The 25,853-nt window shown below is 61.7% G+C and carries 21 protein-coding genes; 12 read left to right on the top strand and 9 right to left on the bottom strand.

What is annotated here, in order from left to right; genetic code table 11:
• Nucleotides 1-10: 10 nt before the first annotated feature.
• Nucleotides 11-1,843 (bottom strand): translation elongation factor 4, encoded by a 1,833-nt coding sequence (gene lepA / locus AC13Q5_RS23150; RefSeq protein WP_163985015.1) that lies wholly within the window; start codon nucleotides 1,841-1,843, stop codon nucleotides 11-13.
• Nucleotides 1,844-2,012: 169 nt separating this feature from the next.
• Here lepA and AC13Q5_RS23145 point away from each other — a divergent pair, with 169 nt between their 5' ends.
• Together AC13Q5_RS23145 and AC13Q5_RS23140 are read left to right on the top strand one after the other, a co-directional pair.
• Nucleotides 2,013-2,585 carry a helix-turn-helix domain-containing protein gene (locus tag AC13Q5_RS23145; protein ID WP_075856710.1) on the top strand — a complete coding sequence of 191 codons (573 nt, stop codon included), beginning with the start codon at nucleotides 2,013-2,015 and terminating at the stop codon, nucleotides 2,583-2,585.
• Between the two features lie 18 nt (nucleotides 2,586-2,603).
• Nucleotides 2,604-3,125, top strand: a complete 522-nt coding sequence (locus AC13Q5_RS23140; protein ID WP_075856678.1) for a GNAT family N-acetyltransferase — start codon at nucleotides 2,604-2,606, stop codon at nucleotides 3,123-3,125.
• A 10-nt stretch (nucleotides 3,126-3,135) separates the two neighbouring features.
• Here AC13Q5_RS23140 and AC13Q5_RS23135 read toward each other — a convergent pair whose 3' ends face one another.
• Entirely contained in the window at nucleotides 3,136-3,741 is a 606-nt protein-coding gene (locus AC13Q5_RS23135) for an HAD-IA family hydrolase (RefSeq protein WP_488503273.1), read from the bottom strand.
• A 137-nt stretch (nucleotides 3,742-3,878) separates the two neighbouring features.
• Here AC13Q5_RS23135 and AC13Q5_RS23130 point away from each other — a divergent pair, with 137 nt between their 5' ends.
• Both AC13Q5_RS23130 and AC13Q5_RS23125 read left to right on the top strand, forming a co-directional pair.
• Nucleotides 3,879-4,904: a histone deacetylase family protein gene (locus AC13Q5_RS23130; RefSeq protein ID WP_488503272.1), complete on the top strand. Its 1,026-nt coding sequence runs from the start codon at nucleotides 3,879-3,881 to the stop codon at nucleotides 4,902-4,904.
• A gap of 96 nt (nucleotides 4,905-5,000) precedes the next feature.
• Nucleotides 5,001-5,915 carry an EamA family transporter gene (locus AC13Q5_RS23125; RefSeq protein ID WP_488503271.1) on the top strand — a complete coding sequence of 305 codons (915 nt, stop codon included), beginning with the start codon at nucleotides 5,001-5,003 and terminating at the stop codon, nucleotides 5,913-5,915.
• Nucleotides 5,916-5,995: 80 nt separating this feature from the next.
• Here AC13Q5_RS23125 and AC13Q5_RS23120 read toward each other — a convergent pair whose 3' ends face one another.
• The gene (locus tag AC13Q5_RS23120; protein ID WP_488503270.1) at nucleotides 5,996-6,580 is read right to left on the bottom strand and encodes a TetR/AcrR family transcriptional regulator; all 585 of its coding nucleotides are present in this window, start codon (nucleotides 6,578-6,580) and stop codon (nucleotides 5,996-5,998) included.
• Between the two features lie 140 nt (nucleotides 6,581-6,720).
• On the opposite strand from AC13Q5_RS23120, the gene AC13Q5_RS23115 reads away from it, so the two are divergent.
• Nucleotides 6,721-7,278, top strand: a complete 558-nt coding sequence (locus AC13Q5_RS23115) for a DUF308 domain-containing protein (protein ID WP_488503269.1) — start codon at nucleotides 6,721-6,723, stop codon at nucleotides 7,276-7,278.
• 165 nt (nucleotides 7,279-7,443) lie between these two features.
• Here the strand turns inward: AC13Q5_RS23115 and AC13Q5_RS23110 are convergent, their stop codons facing one another.
• A complete protein-coding gene (locus AC13Q5_RS23110) occupies nucleotides 7,444-7,911 on the bottom strand; it encodes a group III truncated hemoglobin (protein ID WP_488503268.1) in 468 nt (155 codons plus the stop codon).
• A 261-nt stretch (nucleotides 7,912-8,172) separates the two neighbouring features.
• Between AC13Q5_RS23110 and mbfA the strand changes: the two genes are divergently transcribed.
• Entirely contained in the window at nucleotides 8,173-9,156 is a 984-nt protein-coding gene (gene mbfA / locus AC13Q5_RS23105; protein ID WP_075856673.1) for an iron exporter MbfA, read from the top strand.
• A gap of 205 nt (nucleotides 9,157-9,361) precedes the next feature.
• On the opposite strand, the gene AC13Q5_RS23100 is transcribed toward mbfA, so the two are convergent.
• Both AC13Q5_RS23100 and AC13Q5_RS23095 read right to left on the bottom strand, forming a co-directional pair.
• Nucleotides 9,362-9,961 (bottom strand): transglutaminase-like cysteine peptidase, encoded by a 600-nt coding sequence (locus AC13Q5_RS23100; protein WP_075856672.1) that lies wholly within the window; start codon nucleotides 9,959-9,961, stop codon nucleotides 9,362-9,364.
• 234 nt (nucleotides 9,962-10,195) lie between these two features.
• On the bottom strand, nucleotides 10,196-11,008 hold the full coding sequence (locus tag AC13Q5_RS23095) for an alpha/beta hydrolase (RefSeq protein WP_488503267.1): 813 nt from the start codon (nucleotides 11,006-11,008) through the stop codon (nucleotides 10,196-10,198).
• A 278-nt stretch (nucleotides 11,009-11,286) separates the two neighbouring features.
• Between AC13Q5_RS23095 and infC the strand changes: the two genes are divergently transcribed.
• The 6 genes from infC (at nucleotide 11,287) to pheT (ending at nucleotide 17,323) form a co-directional block, all read left to right on the top strand.
• Entirely contained in the window at nucleotides 11,287-11,823 is a 537-nt protein-coding gene (infC, locus tag AC13Q5_RS23090) for a translation initiation factor IF-3 (protein ID WP_028750883.1), read from the top strand.
• Between the two features lie 320 nt (nucleotides 11,824-12,143).
• Complete coding sequence (rpmI, locus tag AC13Q5_RS23085; protein WP_012759782.1) at nucleotides 12,144-12,347, top strand: 50S ribosomal protein L35; 204 nt, start codon at nucleotides 12,144-12,146, stop codon at nucleotides 12,345-12,347.
• Between the two features lie 37 nt (nucleotides 12,348-12,384).
• Nucleotides 12,385-12,789, top strand: coding sequence for a 50S ribosomal protein L20 (gene rplT / locus AC13Q5_RS23080; RefSeq protein WP_075856670.1), 405 nt, complete (start codon nucleotides 12,385-12,387; stop codon nucleotides 12,787-12,789).
• 138 nt (nucleotides 12,790-12,927) lie between these two features.
• Nucleotides 12,928-13,764 (top strand): BUD32 family EKC/KEOPS complex subunit, encoded by an 837-nt coding sequence (locus AC13Q5_RS23075; RefSeq protein WP_244558003.1) that lies wholly within the window; start codon nucleotides 12,928-12,930, stop codon nucleotides 13,762-13,764.
• Between the two features lie 36 nt (nucleotides 13,765-13,800).
• Nucleotides 13,801-14,883, top strand: a complete 1,083-nt coding sequence (gene pheS / locus AC13Q5_RS23070; protein ID WP_488503266.1) for a phenylalanine--tRNA ligase subunit alpha — start codon at nucleotides 13,801-13,803, stop codon at nucleotides 14,881-14,883.
• Nucleotides 14,884-14,899: 16 nt separating this feature from the next.
• Complete coding sequence (gene pheT, locus AC13Q5_RS23065) at nucleotides 14,900-17,323, top strand: phenylalanine--tRNA ligase subunit beta (RefSeq protein ID WP_488503265.1); 2,424 nt, start codon at nucleotides 14,900-14,902, stop codon at nucleotides 17,321-17,323.
• Nucleotides 17,324-17,566: 243 nt separating this feature from the next.
• Here the strand turns inward: pheT and AC13Q5_RS23060 are convergent, their stop codons facing one another.
• The 3 genes from AC13Q5_RS23060 to AC13Q5_RS23050 all read right to left on the bottom strand — a co-directional run bounded on the left by AC13Q5_RS23060 (nucleotide 17,567) and on the right by AC13Q5_RS23050 (nucleotide 25,637).
• Complete coding sequence (locus AC13Q5_RS23060; protein WP_488503292.1) at nucleotides 17,567-17,926, bottom strand: nuclear transport factor 2 family protein; 360 nt, start codon at nucleotides 17,924-17,926, stop codon at nucleotides 17,567-17,569.
• 94 nt (nucleotides 17,927-18,020) lie between these two features.
• Complete coding sequence (gene pbpC, locus AC13Q5_RS23055; protein ID WP_488503264.1) at nucleotides 18,021-20,108, bottom strand: penicillin-binding protein 1C; 2,088 nt, start codon at nucleotides 20,106-20,108, stop codon at nucleotides 18,021-18,023.
• Nucleotides 20,109-20,117: 9 nt separating this feature from the next.
• Entirely contained in the window at nucleotides 20,118-25,637 is a 5,520-nt protein-coding gene (locus AC13Q5_RS23050) for an alpha-2-macroglobulin family protein (protein ID WP_488503263.1), read from the bottom strand.
• Nucleotides 25,638-25,853 lie beyond the last annotated feature (216 nt).

The raw sequence follows: 25,853 nt of genomic DNA, 5'->3' as shown, positions 1-25,853 counted from the left end.
ATACCTAACGTCACTCATCCCCCATCTTCAGCGCGGCGATAAACGCCTCCTGCGGGATTTCGACTTTGCCGAACTGCCGCATGCGCTTCTTGCCTTCCTTCTGCTTGTCGAGCAGCTTGCGCTTGCGGGTGGCGTCGCCGCCGTAGCACTTGGCGGTCACGTCCTTGCGCAGCGCCTTCACCGTCTCGCGCGCGATGATGCGCCCGCCGATGGCGGCCTGGATCGGGATCTGGAACATGTGCTGCGGGATCAGGTCCTTCAGCTTCTCGCACATGACGCGACCGCGCTTTTCGGCAGCCGAGCGGTGCACCAGCATGGAAAGCGCATCCACCGGCTCGGCATTGACGAGGATCGACATCTTGACGAGATCGCTCTCGCGATAGTCGGTCAGGCTGTAGTCGAAGGAGGCATAGCCCTTCGAGATCGACTTCAGGCGGTCGTAGAAGTCGAAGACGACTTCGTTGAGCGGCAGGTCGTAGGTGATCATGGCGCGGTTGCCGACATAGGTCAGCTCGGTCTGGATACCGCGGCGGTCCTGGCAGAGTTTCAGGATCGAGCCGAGATAATCGTCCGGCGTCAGGATCGTCGCCTTGATCCACGGTTCGCGGAACTCGGAAATCTTGACGACGTCGGGCATGTCGGCCGGGTTGTGCAGCTCGATCTCGGTGCCGTCGGTCATGGTGAGCTGATAGACGACTGAGGGGGCCGTCGCGATCAGGTCGAGGTTGAATTCGCGTTCCAGGCGCTCCTGGATGATTTCCAGATGAAGCAGGCCGAGGAAGCCGCAGCGGAAACCGAAGCCGAGAGCGGCAGACGATTCCATCTCGAAGGAGAAGCTGGCGTCGTTGAGGCGCAGCTTGCCCATGGCCGAGCGCAGGTCTTCGAAATCGGCGGCATCGACCGGGAAGAGACCGCAGAACACCACGGGCTGCGCCGGCTTGAAGCCCGGCAGGGCCGCGGCGGTCGGGCGCTTGTCCTCGGTGATGGTATCGCCGACGCGGGTGTCGGCCACTTCCTTGATCGAGGCGGTGATGAAGCCGATCTCGCCGGGGCCGAGGCTGTCGACGGCCACCATCTTCGGCGTGAGAACGCCGACGCGCTCGATCTGATACTTCGCGTCCGTACCCATCATGCGGATGGTCTGGCCCTTGGTCAGCGTGCCGTCGATGATGCGCACGAGAACCATGACGCCGAGATAGGTGTCGTACCAGCTGTCGACGAGCAGCGCCTTCAACGGTGCCTTTTCGCCGCCTGGGCTCTTCGGCGCCGGCAGCTTGTGGACGATGGCTTCCAGCACGTCGGGAATGCCGAGGCCGGTCTTCGCCGAAATCAGCACGGCGTCGGAAGCATCGATGCCGATCACTTCCTCGATCTGATCCTTGATGCGGTCGGGTTCGGCCGCGGGCAGGTCGATCTTGTTGAGGACGGTGACGAGCTCGTGATTGTTGTCGATCGCCTGATAGACGTTGGCGAGCGTCTGCGCTTCCACGCCCTGCGATGCGTCGACAACAAGCAGCGAACCCTCGCAGGCCGACAGCGAGCGCGAGACTTCATAGGCGAAGTCGACGTGTCCGGGCGTGTCGATCAGGTTGAGGATATATGTCTCGCCATTGTTGGCCTTGTAGTGCAGGCGCACCGTCTGGGCCTTGATGGTGATGCCGCGCTCGCGCTCGATCTCCATATTGTCCAACACCTGCTCCGACATCTCGCGTTCGGCAAGGCCGCCCGTCGTCTGGATCAGGCGATCGGCCAGCGTCGATTTGCCGTGGTCGATATGGGCCACGATCGAGAAGTTGCGGATATGCGAAAGCGGAGTGGTGGAATTGGTGCTCATGCGCGCCATATAGCAGCGCCGCCCCGCGCCGCAAAGCGGAAAAGCGGGGTTTTGGCGGCTATCTTCACGTTATGTTAGCCTTTTCCGGCCCGCCGCCGATGGACTCCGAACCTCACTTGATTCCATCATGAGATCGTGTATTTCTCATATAGTAGAATATGGAGCGCGAGACACGGCGATGGCGGATGATGATCTGGAACTGGCGATCGGCGTGCGCATCAAGGAGCTGCGCATCGCCCGCGGCCTGACGCTAGATGAGCTTGCCAATGCCTCGGCCGTCAGCCGTGCGATGATCTCGCGCATCGAGCGGGCGGAGGCGAGTCCCACGGCCTCGCTATTGTCACGGCTCTGCGCGGCGCTCGGCCTTTCCCTCTCGGCCTTCTTTGCCGAGGAGGAGAATGAGGTATCGCCACTTGCCCGCCGCGAGCAGCAGGCGATCTGGCGCGATCCGGGAACCGGCTATGTGAGGCGCGCCGTCTCGCCGCCGGGCACGGGCTCGAAGGTCGATGTCGTCGAAGTCATCTTCCCCGCCGGCGCCCGCGTCATTTTCCCGCCGAATGCGGCAAGCGCCGATATGACCCAGCATGTCTGGCTGTTCGACGGCGAGATGGAGGTGACGCACCGCGATGTCGTCCATCATCTCCTGCCGGGCGATTGCCTCTTCATGGGCGTCGGCGATGGCCACGCCTTCCATAATCCCGGCGATGATCCGGCGCGCTACAGCGTCATCCTCGATCGCGGCCGTTCATAGCTACCCAAGGACCTTTTCATGACCGATATTCGTCTTCTCTCCGCTGCCGAGGCTCGCGACAGGCTCTCCGAGCTCTGCGACGTGCTTGTCGATTGCGTCAATGGCGGCGCCTCCGTCGGCTTTATGCAGCCCTACGGAACGGCCGATGCCTTGCCCTATTGGCAGGGCGTCGCCGATAGCGTCGAGAGCGGCGCGACACTGCTTTTTGTCGCCGTGATCGAGGGCAGGGCCGTCGGCACCGTGCAGGTGGGTGCAGCGCAGATGCCGAACCAGCCGCATCGCGGCGATCTCAAGAAGCTGTTGGTGCACCGCTCCGCGCGGGGCAAGGGTCTTGCCCGCCTCCTGATGGAAGCGGCGGAGCGCGAAGCCGCCCGCATCGGCAAGACCTTGCTTGTGCTCGATACGGCGACCGGCAGCGATGCCGAGGCGATCTATCCGCGCCTCGGCTGGCAGCGCGTCGGCGTCGTGCCCGATTATGCCATGTGGCCGGAGGGCGGTCTTTGCGACACGACCATTTTCTATAAGCGTATCGGAGCCTGACAGGGATCACTCAGGCAGAGAAGACAGCGATGGCATCTCGCAACTTGGAACCCGATGTCCATTGCATTGCTTTCCATCCGAATTGCCGCGCGGCTTCGATATTGGCCTCGACATCATCGATGAAGCCGATCTCGTGAGCGGGAAGGCCGACCCGCTCCGTCGCCAGCCGAAAGAATTCGGTCGACGGCTTCTGGTGGCCGAGGGCGGCGGAATAGAAGATGCCGTCGAAACGCGAGGAGAGCCCGAGTTCGTCCATCAGATAGGCGGCGCGCATATGCTCCTGGTTGGTGGCAAGGAACATCCTCGTTCCCCCAGTACGCAGCGCGGCCAAGTCTTCGAGCAGGCTGTGGTCGAGGCGGGAGTCGTTTTCGAACCAGTAGTCGATCAGCGTTCGGGCGCTGAGATGGGGAGCGATCCTGCCGAGAACCTCCGCAAGCCTCGGCTCCAGCGCATCACGGCCGGTGACGATATCGACCCAACAGGTTTTGAAGAACGCCTGTTGAAGCACCTCCAGCTTCAGTCCGAGATCGCGCTCCAGATAAGTGAACAGCGGCTGCCCGTCGCTTGGGCGGCCATGCACCAACACACCGTCGACATCGACCATCAGGATTTTCATGCTGCTGCCCTCGCTTCATCCAATGCAGGCGGAAGGTGCAGTCGTTTGTGATTGTCTTCAAGGGCGCAAGCTGCTCTTTTTTCTCGTGCGCGATCCATGTAAGCCTTTGCGTCGACAGGATAACGGAGGAGGCAGGCATGCGCGTCATCTATTCGGAGGATCACAAGCTCAGGGACGCCAAGACCGAGCTGCATGATGGCCAGCTCGTCACGCCCTTCGAAGCGCCCTTCCGCGCCGAATGGATTCTGGCCGCCGTCAAGGATGCTGGCTTTACCGATGTCGTCGCGCCCGAAGCCCATGGGCTGGAGACTGCGCGCAAGGTTCATGATCCGGCCTATCTCGATTTTCTCGGCGTTGCCTGGGAGCGCTGGGTCGCCGCCGGTTACACGGGCGAGGCGATCGCCAATTCCTTCCCCGTCAGGCGCACCAGCCAACGCGTGCCTGACAATATCGTCGGCATGATCGGCCACTATGCCAATGCAGCCGATACTTCGATCACCAAGGGGTCCTATGAAGCGGCGCTCGCCTCCATGCGCTGCGCCCTGACCGGCGCCGATTGGCTGAACGCCGGCAATCGCTTTGCCTTCTCGCTCTGCCGCCCGCCGGGCCATCATGCCGGTATCGACCTCTTCGGCGGCTATTGCTTCATCAACAATGCCGGCGTCGCGGCGCAGCGGCTGCGCGATCACGGCGCGGCCAAGGTTGCCGTGCTTGATGTCGACTTTCATCACGGCAACGGCACGCAGGACATTTTCTACAGGCGCGGTGATGTCTTCACTGCCTCGCTGCATGGCGATCCCATCCATGCCTTTCCCTATTTCCTCGGCCATGCCGACGAGGAAGGCGAGGGCGAAGGTCTCGGAACTAATCGCAATTATCCCATGCCGCGCGGCACGCCCTGGGAGGCCTGGTCGTCAGCACTCGACGATGCGCTTGCCCGCGTCAAAACCTTCGGCGCAGAGGCGATCGTGCTTTCGCTCGGCGTCGATACCTTCGAGCGTGATCCGATCTCCTTCTTCAAGCTGACGTCAGCGGATTTCATCCGCATGGGCGAGCGCGTCTCGGCCGCGGGGCTGCCCGTCCTCGTCTGCATGGAGGGCGGCTACGGCGTGCCCGAGATCGGCCTGAACGTCGCCAATGTACTGAGAGGCCTCGAGGCCTGAGAGGTGCTTGTATCAAAGCGCCTGATCGCAGGATGAAAAGTTTGAATTTGCCAGCATATGGCCAGACCTCTAAAAACCCGCCAAACGGGAGAGGTCATGGACCAGAAGCTTATCGAGAGTGGCACGGATGGCGGCGCGGCCTTGATGCCGCATCCGGATGTCGTGCCATCGACCGGCGGAATTGCTGCCGGCGTGCTGATGTGCGTCATGTCCATGTCCTGCATCCAGTTCGGCTCGGCCCTGTCGGCTCCGATCATCAATGCCTATGGACCGGCCGGCGCGACCTGGCTGCGGCTTGTCTTTGCCTCTATCGCCCTGGCGATCATCGTCCGTCCGAAGATTATGAGCTACAGCCGCTCGCAATGGCTCGGCGTGCTGGCGCTCGGCACGGTCTCGGCGATGATGACAACCTCATTCTTCTCAGCGATCGCACGCATTCCCCTGGGCCTTGCCGTCGCCATCGAATTCCTCGGGCCGCTGCTGGTCGCGACCCTCGGCTTCGGGCTCAGCCGCCAACTTCTCTGGCCGATCTTCGCGGCCATCGGCGTTCTGCTGTTGGCCTATGATGGCGAAGAGTGGGTCGGCAATCTCCCAGGCATCCTCTTTGCCATCGGCGCCGGCGCGGGCTGGGCCTGCTACATCCTGCTGACGAAGAGGGTCGGCAATGCTTTTCAGGGTCTCGAAGGGCTTTCCATGTCGCTGCTGGTTGCAGCGGTCGTTTCGACGCCCTTCGGCTTCGCCTCCGCCCTTCCGAACCTCACGGCCTTCGGGCTCCTCGAAATCGCCGGTCTGGCGCTGCTCGTTCCGCTGCTTCCCTATGTGCTGGAAATGGTGGCGCTCAGGCGCATGCCGACCTCATCCTTCGGTATCCTCATGAGCCTCGAGCCCGCCATCGGCGCCTTTGCCGGCTTCGTCATCCTGTCGCAGCCGATGACACCGTCGCAGATGTTTGGCACGGCGCTCGTCGTTTCCGCCAGCATCGGGGCAACGGTGTTTGCGACGAAAGGCTGAGATTGAGCGCATAGCCTTTCCGCAAATGCCGCCTTTGGCCATAGGCGGTCATCGATTGACGCTCGGCTCGCAACTCCCTTTCAATCCTGTGCCTGAAGTCTGGCGATCTGGGGGGCAACGATTGCGATTAACAGTTCTGGGTCGCCGAAAGCCCTCGCAGAGAGCATCGCCCCATGAACCGAAGCCATCAGCATTTGCGCCTCTTCCTCAGGCTGCTTGTCCAGCCTGAGATGACCATTTTCAGCCCCAGTCTGCAGCACTGATGCAAGCCATCTGGCAAGACTATGAAAATGGCCCTGGACCTGGGATGCGACTTCTTCCGGCAGCATCTGCATCTCGCTGGCGAGCATCGCGCAGACGCAGAAGGGCAGCGAGGCGTCCCGAATGCATGAATGCCAGTAGTTCACATAGGCCTGCAGCTGTTCCGCGGGGCTTGAAACTCCTTCGCGCAGCGACTTCAGGCCCGCCTCGGTCTGCTGCCTGTAGCGATCCACCAGCACCGAGACCAGTTCGGCCTTCGTCGGAAAGTGATGGTGGATGCTCGCCTTTCGGATGCCGATCGCAGCGGAGATGTCGGCATAACTGAAGCCGTTGTAGCCTCCTGCCACGATAAGAGACTGCGCGATGTCCAGAATTTTTTCTGAAGTCGAAGTTATTGATTTCATGTTACTGCCTACCTTTTGGTAGGCGGCTTGTCAAGATTGCCACAGCGCTTCCGGTTCTCACAAAACGGTGTTTGAGCGTCGTGTTGACTCGATGATGTCTTCTTCCTACTAGTAGGTAGGTAAATACAAGGAACCTACCGATGCAAAGCCGCATTTCACCCCAGTCCAACTGGCTGCAATCCTACTATTTCACGCGTGCGATATTCTCGATCGCCTGGATTGCCGCTGCGATCCTTTTCAGCGGACAGCCGCTGCCCGCCGCATCTCTGCTGGTTATCTATCCCCTATGGGATGCTCTCGCCAATCTGGTCGACGCCCGGGTTAATGACGGCCTGAGGGTCAATCCGTCCCAGGCATTGAATGTTGTCGTCAGCATCGTCACTGCGCTCGCCGTTGTCGTGGCCGCCTATAATAGCACCTATGCCGTCCTGGCCGTGTTTGGGGCTTGGGCGATCCTTTCGGGCCTGCTGCAACTCTATACCGGCGTAAGGCGCTGGCGTACCTACGGCGCTCAATGGGTGATGATCCTGAGTGGCGCGCAGTCGGCCCTTGCCGGCGGTTTCATGCTCAGCCGATCCCTCGGCACGGTTGCGCCGACGATTCTGGATATTGTCCCCTATGCGGCATTCGGAGCCTTCTACTTCCTGCTTTCCGCAATCTGGCTTACGGTCGCGGCCTATCGCAAAGCACAGGCATAGGCGTTGCCTGACCTTGCAGCGGCGAGTTTGAAGTGACTTGCCGCCGTCGAGAGAGTGGGCATCGCTCACCTCTTGTCGCAGTTATTGGCGAGGAAGTTCTGAAACTCCGCCAATCGCTCCCCTGTCGGCATCCGCTGCGAACTCCGCATTTTCGCGCGGTCTGCCTTAAACCGTCTTCCTCGCGGGATCGTCCAGCGCCGGATTGTAGAAGAGCGAGAGCGTCAGGCTCTTGGCGATACGCTCGGCTGTCGCCATGAACCAGTCCTTTGCTTCCATGGAAGGCGCAATATCGCTCAGCGTTTGTGAAAACAGCGCCAGCCATTCCGGAAACAGGTCGGCGGCCATGCCCTCGACGCCGAGATGCGCCTGCACAGGCTTGCCGCCATAGGCGCCGTTCTTGAAGGCGACGGAGGACCAGAAGCGCTTCATCTTTTCCATATGATCTGGCCAGCGTCCGGCAAGGCGTCCGTCGAACACCGGTCCGAGGCGGGGATGCGCCTGAACGCGGCCATAGAATGTGTCGACCAGCCTGTCGATGAAGGCGGCATCGATGCCCATCCGCGCCATCTCTGTCTCGGCCCTTTCGCGGATGCCGGCAAGATGGGCGGCTCGGGCCTGTATCTCGTTTTCCATGATGTTCTCCGAGTGCGGGCGCGTGGAAGCTCGCTGCTCCGACTTCTTTCGACCTCTATGTATGCAATTTCCCAGCGCGGCCAAGACGTCATGGAGCTGTTGCGGCAATCTGTCAAAGTCACGCCGCCATTTTCCGTGAACCCGTTGGGCGGCCGCAAATTTTCCGGCACGATTTTCTCCCTGCAACGGCGCCTCCGCGCTTGACCGACGCAATTACCCACTTTAGAATTAGAATAATTCTAAAGTTATGAGGTTGCCCCGATGCTGCTAGGCCTATTCCGCCCGTCGAAACGCCCTTTCACCTCCCTTTCCGAGCAGGAGATCCTGGCGATCGCCATCGCGGCAGAAGAGGATGATTCGCGCATCTATCTCGCCTATGCCGATACGCTGCGCCCGCACTATCCCGAATCCGCCAAGGTTTTCGAGGATATGGCCGAAGTGGAGGATACGCACCGCAAGACGCTGATCGACATGCACCGCCGCCGTTTCGGCGAGCGTATTCCGCTGATCAGGCGCGAGCATGTGCGTGGCTTTTACGAGCGCAAGCCGGATTGGTTGCGCAAGAACCTCTCCCTCGATGCCATGCGCGATGAGGCCGAGGCGATGGAGCAGCAGGCTTACAATTTCTATGTCGAAGCGGCCAAGCAGGTGTCCGATGCTTCAACGCGCCAGCTTCTCGGCGATCTCGCACTCGCCGAGCAGGGCCATGAAGATGTCGCCCGCATGCTTGGCGAGAAGCATACGCCTGAAGAGGTCAAGCACGAAGAGAATGCGCAAGCGCGCCGCCAGTTCGTGCTCACCTATGTGCAGCCGGGCCTCGCCGGCCTGATGGATGGCTCCGTCTCAACGCTGGCGCCGATCTTCGCCGCCGCCTTTGCCACGCAGCAGACTTGGCAGACCTTTCTCGTCGGCCTGTCGGCTTCGGTCGGCGCCGGCATCTCCATGGGCTTCACCGAGGCGGCCCATGACGACGGCAAGATTTCAGGGCGCGGTTCGCCGATCAAGCGCGGCCTTGCCTGCGGTATCATGACGGCACTCGGCGGCCTCGGCCATGCACTGCCCTACCTCATCCCGCACTTCTGGACCGCGACGATCACTGCGGCCGTCGTCGTCTTCTTCGAGCTCTGGGCCATCGCCTTCATCCAGAACAAATATATGGAGACGCCGTTCCTGCGGGCGGCCTTCCAGGTCGTCCTCGGCGGTTCGCTGGTACTGGGCGCTGGCATTTTGATTGGAAATGGGTGAGCCGCATTCGGCCAGAGCAATTCCAGGAAAAGTGCCCAGCGGGTTTCCGTCCCGAATTGCGAGAAAACAAAGAGCTAGAGCGCTTCAGAGATTCCATGAAAAGCTGAACCGCTCTGGTCACGCGAAGATCGTTCTTTTGACGTCCGAAAATGCAGGAAGCCGGCCCATTGGACCGGCTTCCTGCATGTAGCGTTTGTGTCTTCGCTTACTTGACGGCGCCGACCAGGACGTCGTTGCCGTTCTCGATGGTAACCCAGCGGCCGGCATTGAAGCTCGCCTGGCGCTTCATGTAGGAATAGGGAGTCTTGGTCCAGACCTTGATCTCGTCTTCGAGGTTGTCGAGGATAAAATCGCCCTGCTTCGTGCGCAGGGTCAGCACCGCATGCCCTTCGCCATCAGGCTTGCGCACCACAGTCATCAGCAGGTTGGAGGCGGAAATGCCGCTCTGCATCAGGAGCTTGCGCTTCAGCAGGGCAAAATCCTCGCAGTCGCCGGCAGTCTTCGGATATTCCCAATATTCCTCCTGGCCGTAGACTTCCATGTCAGTCGCCGGGCGGATGGTCTTGTTGACACGCAGGTTAACCTGGTTCACGAGCGCCCAGGAGGCAGCGTTCATGTCGACGGGACCGACATTGCGGGTCGGGCCGCATTCGTCGGTGTGTCTCTGGCAGAAATCGTAGTGTCCGATCGGCTGGGAGGTCACGTTGCCGACGGTCATCGAAACGCCCTGCTGAGGTGCCGGCATCGCCGCCGACGACATCGCAACTATAGCAGCGAAGGCAATCAACAAGCCCTTAATACGCACGCCCACTATCCTTGTATCGTCCCTGCATTTGTTAACAAATTGTTAATGTAGGGGGGTGCGCGAAGTCAATCGTTACTTAAGTGTTAACGCCGGAACCGGCTCATATGGTTAATTTCGGCACAATCAAGGAGATAGTTGCCATAATTTCCTGCTGCCAGAGATTATGCAGGCGCGCTCACGCGGCGCCCTGGAAGGCGGCAGCGTTGGAAGCATTTCGCAGATATCTATTTGTTTTTATGGCGTATTGTGCAGCGCCAATGTCTCGGCCACGGAGAGCATGCGCTCCAGATCCTGTGGCCGCGACAGGCGGTGATCGCCATCGCGCACAAGTGTTAACACCACGTCGTCGGCCGGCAGGTGCTCGACCAGCTTTAACGAATGCGAGAAGGGCACGTCGGCATCCTGCATGCCCTGCAATATGTGCACGGGGCAACCGGTTTCGATGATGCCGGTGAGCACGCGATTGGCGCGGCCGTCCTCGATGAGCGCGCGGGTGAAGATGTTCGGCTCTGGACTGTATTCCGAAGGTTCCTCGAAATAGCCGCGCTCTGCCAGCGATCGCCGCTCGACGTCGGAAAGGTTGGGCTCGATGAGGTCGATCGTGAAATCGGGCGCGGGCGCGATCAGCACGAGGCCCGCAATGGCGGGTGCCTTCTTGCGCTTGCGCAGTTCCTGGATGACCCTGAGTGCGATCCAGCCGCCCATCGACGAACCGACGAGAACGATCTTCTTCGGCTTGCTATGGTCGATGACGGCAAGCGCCTCTTCCAGCCAGCGCGAGATCGTGCCGTTGGTGAACTTGCCGCCGGATTGCCCGTGGCCGGAATAGTCGAAGCGGATGCAGCCGATACCAAGCCGCTCCGCCAGCGCGTCCACTTCCATCGCCTTGGAACCGCTCATGTCGGATCGATAGCCGGACAACCAGACGAAGCTGACATTCCTGGCGCCCTTGCCGGCGCCGCGCTGGACGATGGCGATCTGGCGTTCGTTCTCGCCCGTGCCAACGGGAAGGAAGGTCGGTTGGATGATTGCGGCGGTCTCGGACATGAAAAACTCCCGGATTTTCTGCCCTATAGAACAGATTCGCGTCCGCCTGACCCGAAAAATCCTCGATCTTTCCGCCGCAGTCTCTATATATTTAGGGAAGTATACTGTGTCCTTCGCGCATCTCGCGCTTCCGTGACACTCTATTGACACGCGGGAGGTGCTTTTTTCCTGCTGTCATGCTATTGACTTCAACACAGCTTTTACGACATTTCCGTCAGTTGCGCCGACGGGGAGCGAGAGGCTGCAGCTATCCGAAACAATTCGTGGAGAGTACGACCATTCGCAGACCCTTTAAAACCGATGCGCCCGTAAAGGACGGGCCACGTTCCAACAGGGAAATTCGCATTCCCAAAGTTCAGCTCATCGCTGCCGACGGCGCGAATATGGGCATCGTCCCGACCGACCAGGCATTGAGAATGGCAGAGGAGGCCGGTCTCGATCTGGTAGAGATTTCCCCCAATGCTGAACCGCCTGTGTGCAAGATCCTCGATCTGGGCAAGCTGAAATACGCCAACCAGAAGAAGGCCGCCGAGGCGCGCAAGAAGCAGAAGATCGTCGAAGTCAAAGAAATCAAGATGCGTCCCAACATCGACACCCACGACTATGAGGTGAAGATGAAGGCGATCGGTCGTTTCTTTGAAGAAGGCGACAAGGTGAAGGTGACCTTGAAGTTCCGTGGCCGCGAAATGGCCCACCAGGAGCTCGGCATGAAGCTGCTTCAGCAGGTCAAGGAAGATACGCTCGAGATCGCCAAGGTGGAAGCCGAGCCCAAGCTCGAAGGCCGCCAGATGATGATGGTGCTTGCGCCGAAGTGAGGCGCAGGTTGAAATAAGAGGTCGGAGCCGTCCCATTGGGCGGCTTTTTCCTTTTTGCGGTCCGGTTGCGCGTTGTCATCGATCTGCAAAGATTCCCGCGTCAGGCCCGTTGCACTTCAGGGCAAGTGCGGTTATAAGCGCGCGTCCGAACTGACCGGCAGGGCATGCCGTGGCAGTTCAGAATGCTGGCGGAGCGGTTCGTCACCGGATCCGCAGTTCAACAACAAACGCTCCGGCACCTTGTTGCAGCCCGGCCTGTCCGGATCTGTGGGAAGGGCTTTTAAGCAAAGCACGCCAGGAAGCATCGAAGGAGTAGCAAAATGCCCAAGATGAAGACGAAGTCCTCTGCCAAGAAGCGGTTCAAGATCACCGCATCCGGCAAGGTCAAGGCAGCCGCTGCTGGCAAGCGCCACGGCATGATCAAGCGTAGCAACAAGTTCATTCGCGATGCCCGCGGCACCATGGTTCTCGCAGAACCGGATGGCCGTAAGGTTATCAAGAACTACTTGCCGAACGGTCTCTAAGACTATTCGTAACGCTATAGACTAAGGAGATCATGAAATGGCACGCGTAAAAAGAGGCGTTACCGCCCACGCCAAGCACAAGAAGGTTCTGAAGGCAGCCAAGGGCTTCTACGGCCGTCGTAAGAACACCATCCGTACCGCCAAGGCCGCCGTCGACCGTTCCAAGCAGTACGCTTACCGCGACCGCAAGGTCAACAAGCGCAACTTCCGCGCCCTCTGGATCCAGCGCATCAACGCTGCCGTCCGCGAACATGGCCTGACCTATGGCCGTTTCATCGACGGTCTGAACAAGGCTGGTATCGAAGTCGACCGCAAGGTCCTCTCCGATATGGCTATCCATGAAGCGGACGCTTTCGGTGCTCTCGTTGCTGCCTCCAAGAAGGCACTTGAGTACCTCAAGGACGCTGGCACGAAGAACGAGTTCGAAGCCGCTGTTGGCTAAGAACGTCTACTAGACAGTTTTTGTCATATTTATGAAACCCGCGCTTGTGTAACCAGCGCGGGTTTTGTATTTTTCGCGACACAATCAATTTGCGAAGATCACCTCGGGCATTCCCGCTATCGGGAATGGGTGAAATTATTGAATGACAAGACTGCGGAATTGAACTTCATACCCAATCTGAACGGTAAGGACATCGAGACCTTGCTGACGGTGCTGGTCAGCGGCTCCAGCCGTGTCGAGCGAGTACCCCTTTCTGCACGTCAGGTCTGGATCAAGCGATACGGTACGAAGAGGCCGTCTGCTTGGCGTCTTCTGCAAGCGGTCTTTTCGCGCATCGTCCCGGTCGCCTTCCTACGACCTTGCGCCTATCTGTCGCCACGGCAAATGGTTGAGCGGGAAACCCGGCGCATCGGCTTGTTCAGCCGAGAGGGCATCGCCGTTCCGGAGATTCTCTACGCCTCGAATGGTACTCTCGTTCTTGGGGATGCTGGAATCACGGTGCAGTGCCGCCTCGTGCAGTTGAAGGAGAGTGATCCAATAGCTCATGACGACCTCATGGTCGTCTGCGCTGCTGAGCTTGGCCGGCTGCACGCCAAGGGGCTTTGCCACGGCCGGCCCTATCCGCGCGACATGTTCTTTGTCGGCAACCGGCTGGGCTTCATGGATTTCGAGGAAGACCCGCAGACCGTCATGCCACTCGAGGTGGCGCAGGCTCGCGACATATGGCTGCTCTTCCTGCAGATTGCGACGGGCGCTCACCTCGGTCTTGCAACACAGAACAGGGCTTATGAGGCCTGGTCCGAGCAGGCGCCGGCGGCTGCGCGCGCCGAGCTTCAGCGCATGATTCGCTTTCTCGGCGGTTTTTTGTTCCTTGCCCGGTTGATTGGCCGCGTGCACATGGGTAGTGATCTCCAGCGCTTCATCGTTGCGACAAGCTTTCTGATGCATGCGTTCACCACTTATTCCGTGGACTGAGAGCCCGATGGCCCCTGGTCCGCAAGGCAGGACCAGATGACGGAACTCGTAACACTTGAAACCCAACTCATGGCCGAGGTGGCCGCGGCGACGGACGAACAGTCGATCGAAGCCGTCAGGGTCTCCGCGCTCGGCAAGAAGGGCTCGGTCTCGGAACTGCTGAAGACGCTGGGCTCGATGTCGCCGGAAGAACGGCAGACGCGCGGCGCGGCGATCAATGCCCTCAAGAATGCCGTCACCGACGCGATCAACGAACGCAAGGGCGCGCTGCGCGCTGCGGCGATCGACGCCAAGCTGAAGGCCGAGACGGTCGATGTCAGCCTGCCGGTCCGCTCGTCGCCGACTGAGCGCGGCCGCATTCATCCGATCAGCCAGATCGTCGACGAAATCACCGCCATTTTCGGCGACATGGGCTTCTCGATCGCCGAAGGTCCCGACGTCGAGACTGACTATTATAACTTCACGGCGCTGAACTTCCCGGAAGGGCATCCGGCCCGCGAAATGCACGACACCTTCTTCTTCCAGCCGGACGAGAAGGGTGAGCGCAAGGTGCTGCGCACGCACACCTCACCGGTTCAGGTGCGCACCATGGAAGCGCAGAAGCCGCCGATCCGCATCATCATCCCCGGCAAGACCTACCGCCAGGATTCGGACGCCACACATTCGCCGATGTTCCATCAGGTCGAAGGCCTGGTTATCGACAAGACGGCGAACGTCGCCAATATCCGCTGGGTGCTGGAAGAGTTCTGCAAGACCTTCTTCGAGGTCGACAACGTGACGATGCGCTTCCGCCCGTCCTTCTTCCCGTTCACGGAGCCGTCCTTCGAGGTCGATATCCAGTGCGACCGCTCCGGCCCGATCGTCAAGTTCGGCGAAGGCACCGACTGGATGGAAATCCTCGGCTGCGGCATGGTGCATCCGAATGTGTTGCGCCACGGCGGGCTCGATCCGGATGAGTACCAGGGCTTTGCCTGGGGCATGGGCCTCGACCGCATCGCCATGCTGAAATACGGCATGCCCGACCTGCGCGACTTCTTCAACGCCGATGTCCGCTGGATGAACCACTATGGCTTCCGCCCGCTCGACATGCCGACTTTGTTCGGCGGCCTGAGCGCGTAAGGAAGGGATAAAGCACATGAAATTCACACTCTCCTGGCTGAAAGAACACCTGCAAACCGACGCCACGCTCGATGAGATCTGCGCCCGCCTGACGATGATCGGGCTGGAAGTGGAAGAGGTCGACGACAAGGCCGCGTTCAAGCCCTTCGTCATCGCCAAGGTTCTCTCGGCCGAAAAGCATCCGCAGGCAGATCGCCTGAAGGTGCTGATGGTCGATACCGGCAACGGCGCGCCCGTTCAGGTCGTCTGCGGCGCTCCGAATGCCCGCGCCGGCCTCGTCGGCGCTTTCGCCGCCCCAGGCACCTATGTTCCCGGCATCGATGTGACGCTTGCGATCGGCAACATCCGCGGCGTCGAGAGCCGCGGCATGATGTGCTCGGAAAAGGAACTGGAAATCTCCGACAGCCATGACGGTATCATCGACCTGCCGGACGATGCGCCCGTCGGCACGAGCTTTGCCGCCTATGCCGGCCTCGACGATCCGATGATCGAGATCAACCTGACGCCGAACCGCCCGGATTGCACCGGCGTTTACGGCATTGCGCGGGATCTCGCCGCTTCCGGCCTCGGTACGCTGAAGCCGCGCGGCACGCCGTCCTTCGCCATCGAAGGCGAGACGACGACGGAGCTCAAGATCGATCTGGATGATGCGCGCCTTTGCCCGGGCTTTGCGCTTCGCCTCGTGCGCGGCGTCAAGAACGGCCCGAGCCCGAAGTGGATGCAGCAGCGCCTGCTCGCCATCGGTCTGCGCCCGATCAGCGCGCTCGTCGACATCACGAACTACATGACCTTCGATCAGGGTCGGCCGATGCACGTCTTCGACGCCGCCAAGGTCAAGGGCAATCTGGTCGTGCGTCGCGCCAAGGACGGCGAGACCGTGCTGGCGCTCGATGAGCGCGAATACAAGCTCAACCCGAGCAATGTCGTCATCTCCGATGATAACGGCGTCGAATCGATCGGCGGCATCATGGGCGGCGAACATTCCGGCTGCGACGAGAACACCACGGACGTGCTGATCGAGTCGGCGCTCTGGGACCCGATGAACATCGCCAAGAGCGGCCGCAGCCTCGGCATCATCACCGATGCGCGCTATCGTTTCGAACGCGGTGTCGACCCGGAATATATGGTGCCCGGCCTTGAGCGCACCACGGAGCTGGTGCTGGCCAGCTGTGGCGGCACGGCCGCCAAGGCCCGCGTCGAGGGCTACAAGGGCTATGAGGCCAAGGTCGTCGATTTCCCACTGTCGGAAGTCAAGCGCCTCACCGGCCTCGAAGTCTCGACTGACGAAAGCAAGTCGATCCTGACGAAGCTCGGCTTCTCGGTCTCCGGTTCGGGTGAGCGCATTTCCGTCGCTGTTCCCTCCTGGCGTCCGGATGTCGACGGCAAGGCTGACCTCGTCGAAGAGATCATGCGCATCCACGGCGTCGACAACATCAAGCCGCAGCCGCTCAGCAGCCATGCCGCCGTTAACGGCAAGATCCTGACGGTGCTGCAGATCCGTACGCGCGCCGCCAAGCGTGCACTGGCGTCGCGCGGCATGCTGGAAGCCGTCACCTGGTCCTTCATTTCGGAAGATCAAGCGAAGCTCTTCGGCGGCGGCTCCAATGCGCTGAAGCTCGCCAATCCGATCGCTGCCGACATGTCCGACATGCGCCCCTCGCTGCTGCCGGGGCTGCTATCTGCTGCGCAGCGCAATGCCGACAAGGGTTATGGCGACGTCGCGATCTTCGAAGTCTCCGGCACCTATGAGAATGACACGCCCGAAGGCCAGCGTCGCGTTGCCGGCGGCATCCGCCGCGGCACGGCAACGCTTGCCGGCGCCGGTCGCATGTGGTCGAACGCCGCCAAGGGCGGCGGCAAGCCGGTCGACGTCTTCGACGCCAAGGCCGATGCGCTTGCCGTGATCGAAGCCTGCGGCCTGCCGATGGGCAATATCCAGATCGAGCAGGGTGGTCCGGCCTGGTATCACCCCGGCCGTTCCGGCACCATCAAGATGGGTCCGAAGGTCGTGCTCGGCTATTTCGGCGAATTCCATCCGAAGACGCTGGAAGCGCTCGACGTGTCGGGCGCTCTCGCCGGCTTCGAAGTCTATGTCGATGCCATGCCCGAGCCGAAGAAGAAGGCGACCCGCACCAAGCCGGCGTTGGAGCTTTCTCCCTTCCAGGCCGTCAAGCGCGATTTCGCCTTCGTGGTCGACAAGTCGGTGGAAGCCGGCGCCATCGTCCGCGCTGCGGTCGGCGCCGACCGCAAGCTGGTCACCGGCGTCAACGTCTTCGATATCTTCGAAGGCGCCTCGCTCGGCGAAGGCAAGAAGTCGATTGCCATCGAGGTGCAGATCCAGCCGGCTGAACGCACACTGACGGATGAAGATTTCGAGGCGCTGACCCAGAAGATCGTGGCGAATGTCACTAAGTCGACGGGTGGGGTGCTGAGAGGGTAATTGGCTGCTGCCGAGTTGGCGGAGAGGGTTTACCCCCCTCTGTCCCTTTCGGGACATCTCCCCCACATGGGGGGAGATCGTGGGGAGTATGTCGCGTGCTCTTCCAAATCCAAGAGCTTCAGCGTCTGTAGCTTCGATATTTGACTAAGGCAGGCGAGTTACCAATCTCCCCCCTTGTGGGGGAGATGTCGCGAAAGCGACAGAGGGGGTATCGGAGGTGCGGCGCACTCAGCTGCCGATTATCTACCGATGCAGGTGATACACCTTGTTCACCACGCTCCACCGTCCATCGATCTTCACCAGCGACAGATAGTCCGAAAACCGCATGCCGGCGAATTCGTCGACGACCTTGACGCTCGCCGCATCGCCTTCGATGTCGATCAGCTCGATCTCCATCAGCGGTATGGTGCCAGGCGGGGCACTGCCTTCCTCGACGATCGCGGCGATGAATTCATCCCGCGTCATCCATTCCACCGCGCCTTGATAATTGCCGATGATCGCCGCTCGCGGATGGAAGGCCTTGCGCAGCGCCGGCTCGCTCGCGAATGCCATGCCATCGACGTAGAGATGAACAACCGCACGGATTGCCTGCTCTTCCGACATCTCGCCATTCCTCGTTTGAGTCATGCCTAAGATATCATAGACGCCGCCCGCTGACAAAAATGCGGTCAACGTGCTCGCAATGATTTGAAGGATATTATTCCACGAAAACGCGCACGCTTGCCGCGCGTCCGGCCGCATCGATGACGGTCAGCGTCGAATAGCCGGCACCGTCGGGAGTCCACTGGTTGGTGCGCCGACGCGACATGTCGGGCAGCGGCTTACCGTTGGCGAGCCAGCGGAACGGCGCACGGCCGCCCTGCAGCTTCAGCGCCAGCGGCATGATCTCATTGCCACCGCTGCTGGCGCCGAGATCGACGCGTGCCCCCTCCGGCGGATAGACGATCTGCGGCGCCGGCTCGCGACTTGACGCCGCCAGCAGCCCGGCGGCGGTGACGGAAAAGCGCCGCTGGCTGATCGGCAGCTCGGTCGGCGCGATTCGTACGGCGCCCATCGGTGCCGGCGGGAAGGGGGTTATGGCAACCCCCGATTTGGCGAAGGCTTCGAACAGGATCGGCGCGGCCGAAACATAGCCCGCCAGCCCGGGCACGGCGCCATTGTCCGGGCGGCCGACCCAGACGCCGAGCACATGCGCGCCATCATAGCCGACCGACCAGGCATCGCGATTGCCGTAGCTGGTGCCGGTCTTGTAGGCGATACCGAGTTGCTTGCTGCCGCGCGGCGCGATGATGTCGGAAAGGATGTCGGTGATGTTCCACACCGCGATCGGCTCCATCAGCGGTTCGCCGTCGATCGGCCCCGGCTCATCCTGGATACCATCGCCGATCCTCATCGCCTTGCCGCGATTGGCAAGTCCGGCATAGAGCTGCACGAGATCTTTCAGCGTCACGCCGACGCCGCCGAGGCCGATGGCGAGGCCTGGCGCCTCGTTCGGCGGCAGCTTCGGCTTCACCTCGGCGCGGCGGAAGCGCACCAGCAGCCGCGTCGGCCCGACGGCATCGAGCAGGCGCACGGCCGGCACGTTCAGCGACAGCTGCAGCGCCTGGCGCACGCTGACATCGCCCTGATAGCTCATGTCGAAATTGCGCGGGCGATAGCCGTAGAAATCGGCGGGACGATCCTCGATGATCGTTTCCTGCGCCACATAGCCTTGCTCGAAGGCAAGCCCGTAGATGAAAGGTTTCAGCGTCGAGCCGGGCGAGCGCAGTACGCGGGTCATGTCGACCCAGCCGGCGCGTGAGGAATCGAAATAATTCGCCGAGCCGACTTCGCCGATGATCTCGCCGGTCTTGGCGTCGGCCATGATCATCGCGACAGACACCTTCGGCCCCAGCCGTTTTGCCGCCGTATCCGCAACGGCTTCCAGCCCCTGCTGCACATCCCGCCGCAGCGTCGTCTTGTGCTTGATGACACCGGGCTGCTTTTTGAGCGCCAGTTCGGCCAGATGGGCGGCATAGGCCGGCAGCTGCCGGCGCTGAGCCGGAATAGCGGAAAACGAGGCGCGCTCCGCTTCGCCTTCGCCGATAACAGCTGCCACGGCGGCGCGCTCCAGCACGCGATGGCGGGCGGCCTGAGCGGCGGCGAGATTGCGGTCCGGCCGGCGTTTTTCCGGTAGCTGCGGCAGGGCAACCAGCAAGCCTGCCTGCGCGACCGTCAAATGCTTCGGCTCCTTGCCGAAATAAGCGAGGCTCGCGGCCCGAACGCCTTCCAGATTGCCGCCATAGGGCGCATGCGTCAGGTAAAGGTCGAGGATCTGCTCCTTGGAGAGCCGCCGCTCGATCTGGATGGCGCGAACGACCTGCAAGAGTTTTGCCGTCAGGGACCGTTCGCTGCGCGGCTCGATCAGGCGTGCCACCTGCATCGAAAGCGTCGAACCGCCCGAGACGATACGGCCGTGAGTGGCGAGCTGCAGGAAGGCACGGCCGATCGCCATGGGGTCGACGCCGTGATGGTCGTAGAAGCGCCGGTCCTCATAGGCGACCAGCATGCGCAGATATTGTGGATCGACATCGGCAACGCTGGTCTTCAGCCGCCAGCGACCCTCGGGCGTCGCGAAGGCACGCAAGAGATCGCCATTGGCGTCGAGCACCTCGGACGAGACGACGCGCGCATTGTCCAGCGGTGGCGGATAGGCGCGGTCAGCGGCTTCCAGGCCAAAGACCAGAGCCACCACTGTTGCGGCAGTGGCTCCAAAGCCGATCGCAATTTTCCACCGCGCCTTCATGACTGCTTCTTACTGCTGGGCGCCCAGCACCTCCATACGGCCCATCGCCGTGCGGGCCGAGAACTGCGGACGATACATGTCTTCGACGCTTGCGGCCGGATGGTCGTAGACGCCGGGGGTCACGGCGCGCACGACATAGGCGAAGGTCATGTCACGGTCGGCGCCGGAATTCTGGTCGAAGGCTGCGACGAAACGGTCGTAGCGGAATTCGACATGGGCGGGCTGAACCTCGCTGAGCCAGTCGAAATTCGAGAGCTGGGCGCTGTTGACGATGCTCGGATTGTCGATCTCGAAGCCTGCCGGCAGGAGATCGGTCACGAGAATGCGCTGCGGCCAGTCATTGTCCTCGGTCACGTGCAGCACGACGACATAGCGCTCGTTCTGCTGTGCCTGGCTGACATTCGCCTCTTCGCCGTCGAGCGTGTAGTACTTGCGCTCGATCTTGAAGCCGTTGCCGCCGGCAGGCAGCTGCGCAACCGGAGCCGCGACCGTGGTCACGGCAGCCGACAGCGGCTGGCGCGTCGTGTTGGTGACGGTCAGCGGATGGCCCATCAGGGCGTCGCCGGACATCTGCGCCATGTAGGTGCCGCTATGGGCAGCGCCGTTGACATCGAGCGTCAGGCCGTCATCGCCATTCTGCAGGGCGCGGGCGGCAAGCAGCATCCAGGTCTGTTCCTGGGTGCTGGTATATTTCCTGCTCTGCCAATCCTTGGCGACAACGCTTGCGAGTTCCGGAATGATCGGCGGCACCGGGCGGCTTTCGGCGGCCAGCGCCAGCACGGCGGCACCGTCGCGCAGCGATGAACCGTAGTCCGAGCGAATGAAGCTGACCTTGGTGACCGCCGCTTGCTGCGACATCTGCAGCGAGTCCACGAAGATGTTGCGCGAGCGCTGAGCATCCCCATAAAGCGACAGAGCCGAGGCCAGGTGCGCCTTGGAAAGCGGTGTCGGGAAGTCGTTCAGCATCGTATCCGCATAGTAGCGCAGATCGCTGATCGAGGCCTTCTTGTTGCGCGCCAGCACGTAGAGCGCATAGGCGATCTCGTTGCCGTTATCCTTGACGTTGGTATTGGCGCTCAGCGCATTCTGGAGGTTTTCAAGCCCCTGCACCATGGCCTGATCCGGCACATTGTACTTCTGCTCGCGGGCGCGGGTCAGGAAGTCCATCACGTAAGCATCGAGCCAGAGATCGCCGGAGCCCGGCCCCCAGAGGCCGAAGCTGCCGGTCGAGGACTGGTAGGACATTTCGCGGTAGATGGCGTCCTGCACACGCTTGCGGATCTCGGTATCGTCTGCAAGGCCGTTCTTGATCGCCATGTCGCTGAAATAGAGCAGCGGCATGGCGCTGCTCGCAGTCTGTTCCGCGCAGCCGTAGGGATAGTGGCTGAGGCTCATCAGCAGCGCCGGCACATCGAAGGCGCTGGAGCGGCTGACGTTGACGCTGACCGAGGCGCCGGGCAGCACGCTGTCGGCGAGAAGGTCGGCATTGACGGTCAGGCTCTTGCCGGGGGCAAGCGCGATGACGCGCCGTTCGGTCAGCGGCAGCTGCGACGGACGAACCGGGATATCGACCGATTGGTCGAGCGACATGCCTGAGGCGTTCGAGAGCTTGATCGAAACCGTGCCGTCACCCGGCTGCCCGCCGGTCAGCGGCAGCGTGATGTTGTATTTGCCGCCAGTCGCCAAGTTGATCTTCTGCTGGGTAGCGTTTGCGTCCACCGTCACGGCGCTGTTGCCTGTCACCGCAAGAGTGTACTCGCCGGCGGGCGCATCGGTGTTGGCGACGTCGAGACGCAGGTTGGCCTTGTCTCCGGGCGCCAGGAACTTCGGCAGGCTCGCGGTGACGACGACCGGATCGCGGATGATCACGTCCTGTGTCGCGTGGCCGACGCCGGCCTTCGACCAGGCAACGGCCATCAGCCGCGCCGTGCCGTTGAACTGCGGAATGTCGAAGCTGACATTGGCCTTGCCGCTGGCATCGAGCTTGATCGGACCGGAGAAGAAGGCGATCAGCTTTTCCTTCGGCGGGCTCGCTTGCAAGGCCGCCTGTCCGCCGTCGCCGCCGGTGCGCAGCTTGCCGGTCGCGCCGAGCGAACCATCGATCAAGCGACCATAGATATCGCGGATTTCGAGGCCGAGCTGGCGCTGGCCGTAATACCAGTCATCCGGTGCCGGCGGCTGGTAGCGCGTCAGGTTGAGGATGCCGACATCGACGGCGGCGATCGTGACATAGGCGTCCTCATTGGCGCCTGCGCCTGAAACCTGCAAGCCGATGTTGAGCGGCTGACGCGGCAGCGTCTTCTCGGGCGCGTCGATCTTGATCTGCAGCTTGCGCTCGCCGGGGTCGACCGGCGCCCATTTGATGCCGATGGCGCGCATCGGCATGCGGCTTTCCTGGGCGTCGCCGGGGCGGAAGAGGGTTGCGGTCAGATAGGTGCCGGCACCCCAATCGGCCGTGACCGGGATATCGACTTCGCCGCCCGTCGCACCGATATCGGCATTGGTGACCGAGATCAGCGTTTCCGAGCCTGCCGCCACCATCAGCTGGCCGGCATAGCGCGAGGTTACCTTGAGCTTGGCGGTATCGCCGACATGGTAGCTTTCCTTGTCGAGCGCGATTTCAAGCGCGTCCGGCGTTTCCGTCGAGGTGGAGGCCACATACCAGCCGGCATTGAACTCGACGCTGGACTGAGGGCCGTTCGCATCGGCGGTGGAAACTTCGAGGCGGTAGCGGCCCCAGGTGACGGGCATGGAAATCGCCGCGCCATCCGTTGTCGCATTCACCGTGCCGACCGCCACCTGCTTGGTGGACATGATCGGCTCGAACTTCCAGCTGTTGCCGTCGCGATACCATTGATAATTGCGCTCGACGCTGAGCAGCTTCCAGGTCAGGCCCTGCATGGCCTGTTTCTGGCCGTTGGCATCGACCGCGATGATGTGGAAATTGCCGACGGAATTCTCGCCGAGGTCGCCGTCGAATTCCGGCTTGATGCCGATGCGCGGTCCATCCGCCTTGACGGGCAGCGTCAGCGAACGCTCGACGGCGCGGCCGCCGGCTTCCTGCATGCGCACCGTGATATTGGCGTTCAGCAGCTGTGTGGTCGAAGGCGTGTCGTTGATCGTGACGTTGAAGGTGGTCTTGCCGTCTTCGTCCAGCGCCTGCAGGTCTTCGAGCGGCACTTGCGTGCTCTCGGCCTTGCTGTCACCGCTGCTGCTGTCGTCGTCGTCATTGTTTGCGTTTGCCTTGCCGGCGCCTTCGTCGGCGAGGCCGAACTGATAGCCCTTGTAGGCATCGCTCTGGCGGGTCGGCTTCAGCGTCACTTCGCCTTCGAGGTTGAGGCCGGCGGCCGGCGCACCATAGAGGTAGCGCCCATCGACATTGACCGGCGTCGGCTGGCCGACCTCAATCTCCTTGGCGTCGCTCTTCATGTCGAATTCGATGCGATCCGGCACGAAGTCGTCGACGAGGAAGGTTTGCGAGCCGATCGAGGCGCCCTTCGGGTCGGTATAGATGTTCATCGTCCAGGTGCCGCGCATCGAGGTCTGCTGCAGCGGCAGGTCGACATTGTAACCGCCGAGCTTGCCACCGTCGGTGACGATACGGCGGTCCTCGACGCCATCCGGGCGCAGGAAGACGAAGGTGAGCGGCAGGCTATCGACTGCGGTCGAGCTGGCGTCGCGGGCAAGGGCGGAGGCATGCACGGTTTCGCCGGCACGGTAGATGCCGCGCTCGGTCCAGGTGAGCAGGTCGATTGCGCCAGGCGCGGTTCTGCCGGCAACGCCACGGTCGGAAAGATCGAAGCCGGCGCGGGTCATGTCGAGGAAGACGTAGTCCTGATCGCCGTTCTGAGCGGTGATGACGGCCGGCGTCATGCCGGCCGTGCCGCGCATCAGGCCGGCGCTGAAGACAGCGCGACCATTGTCGTCGGTCTTTGCCGTTCCGAGGATTTCGTTGTTCTTGGCGAGCAGCTGCAGCTGGATGCCGGCGAGCGGCTTTGCGCTGCCGAGCGAGCGGGCAAAGACATTCAGTCCGTCGGTGCCGGCATAGGTGGTGACGCCGATATCGGAAACGACGAACCACTGCGTCGCCTGCGGGTCCCACTCATGGCCGCTGTTGGGCGCAACCGCCGTCAGCACGTAGACGCCGGGCTTGCGCTGCGGCAGCGCCTCGTCGACCGGGAAGCTGGTCGCGACTTCCTTGTTGAGTTCCTGCTTGATCTCGATGGAACCCTGCCAGACCAGTTCGCCATTGGTATCCTGGATGGTCTGTGCGCTGTAGCTGTCCACCTGCGTCAGGAACTGCGAGTTGTTCAGAAGCTGCGCGATATTGCGGTCGCCGATGCGATAGAGTTTGAGATTGGCCGAGGTGGCGTTGACGGAGACGATCGGAATGCCGCGGCGAGCTGTCGAGGGCAGGACGAAATTGTCACCGGTGAAGCGCAGCGAAGCGGCGCGATCCTTGACGTAGATATCGACATTGACCTGCGAGGCGAGGTTTTCATCCACGGAGGAGGGCAGGCCGGCGCGCAGCGAAATGCGGTAGTGCTGGCCGAACTCCAGGCCTTCGACGCAGATCTGGTTGTCCTTGGCATCGACGCCCTTCGGTGCGGCCCCGTTGAGGGTGACGAAGGGGGTGTAGTCGACGCCGCTCTTCACCAGCTTCTCGGAGAACTGCACGCAGGCGCGCGGCGAAGCATTGTCGTTGTCGAGCGTGTTGCCGGTGACACGGAAGCCCTGGCGGGCCAGAAGATCGTTATAGGCTGCCTGGACGGCGGCGGAGCTGACGAGATTGAGGCTGGCCTTGTAGGCATTGAGCGCCGGGCGGTAATTCTGTGCGTTCTTCAGCGCCTCGGCCAAAACCGCCAGCGCATCGGCGCGGCTGCTCGTCGTGCGGGTCAGCTGATAGCCGTTGAGCGCGGCATAGGCGGCGCGCGTGGCAACGGACGTGTCGTTCGTGATCGTATTGGCGGCGCGAGCCATCTCGACCCACAGATCGCCGTTATCGGGGCTGAGCGAAAGCGCGCCCTGAAAGGCGTTCAGCGCATTATTGACATTGCCCGAGGTTAGTTCGATGCGGCCGAGCGCAATCAGGCTTTCGACACCCTGGCCCTTCAGCTCGCTGCCGAGCGTCAGCGTATTCTTCGCGTCGCGCGCGCTCTGGACGAAATTGTCGGAAAGGAAGGAAAGGGCAGGGGCGGCACCAATATCCGGCTCGCTGGTTGCGGCCGTCTCGACGATCTTGCCGGCGATCGCGCCGGGGAAGTTGTTGAGCTGGTTGAAGTCCGACTTCATGAAGCACCACTTCACCTTGGGATTGTAGGTGAAGGCCTTGCAGGACTTGTCGCCGATGCAGGAGGCGGAGCATTGGTCCAGCGTCACATTCTGCTCTGTGCGCAGATCGAAGCCGAAGTAATCGCCATCCTTCGTGGTGACCACCTGGCGCTTGACGTCAGCCGCGACCGAGGGGTTCAAGGATGCGAAAGTGGCGAGAAGAAAAGCAGAGAAGCCGATAAACGCGCGCTTAGACATAAGTCCTCCCAACGCTGCCCGTTTTTGATGGCGGCAATCTTCAAATTTCGGACCCGTTTGTCAACCGAGCGTCGAGCGCCGATGTCGGCTTTGCGCTCATGACGATCTGCTAGAAGCTTGAAAGAGGCTGCAAATCAGGCGGTTCGTATGTTCGGCCACGCATCGGCGAGGCTTCACTTTTCTTTTCAGTCCCAGAATGACACCGGCCCTGATGGC

This window comes from Martinezella sp. CNPSo 3964, assembly GCF_057784375.1.
This window is presented reverse-complemented; position numbering and strand designations above follow the sequence as displayed.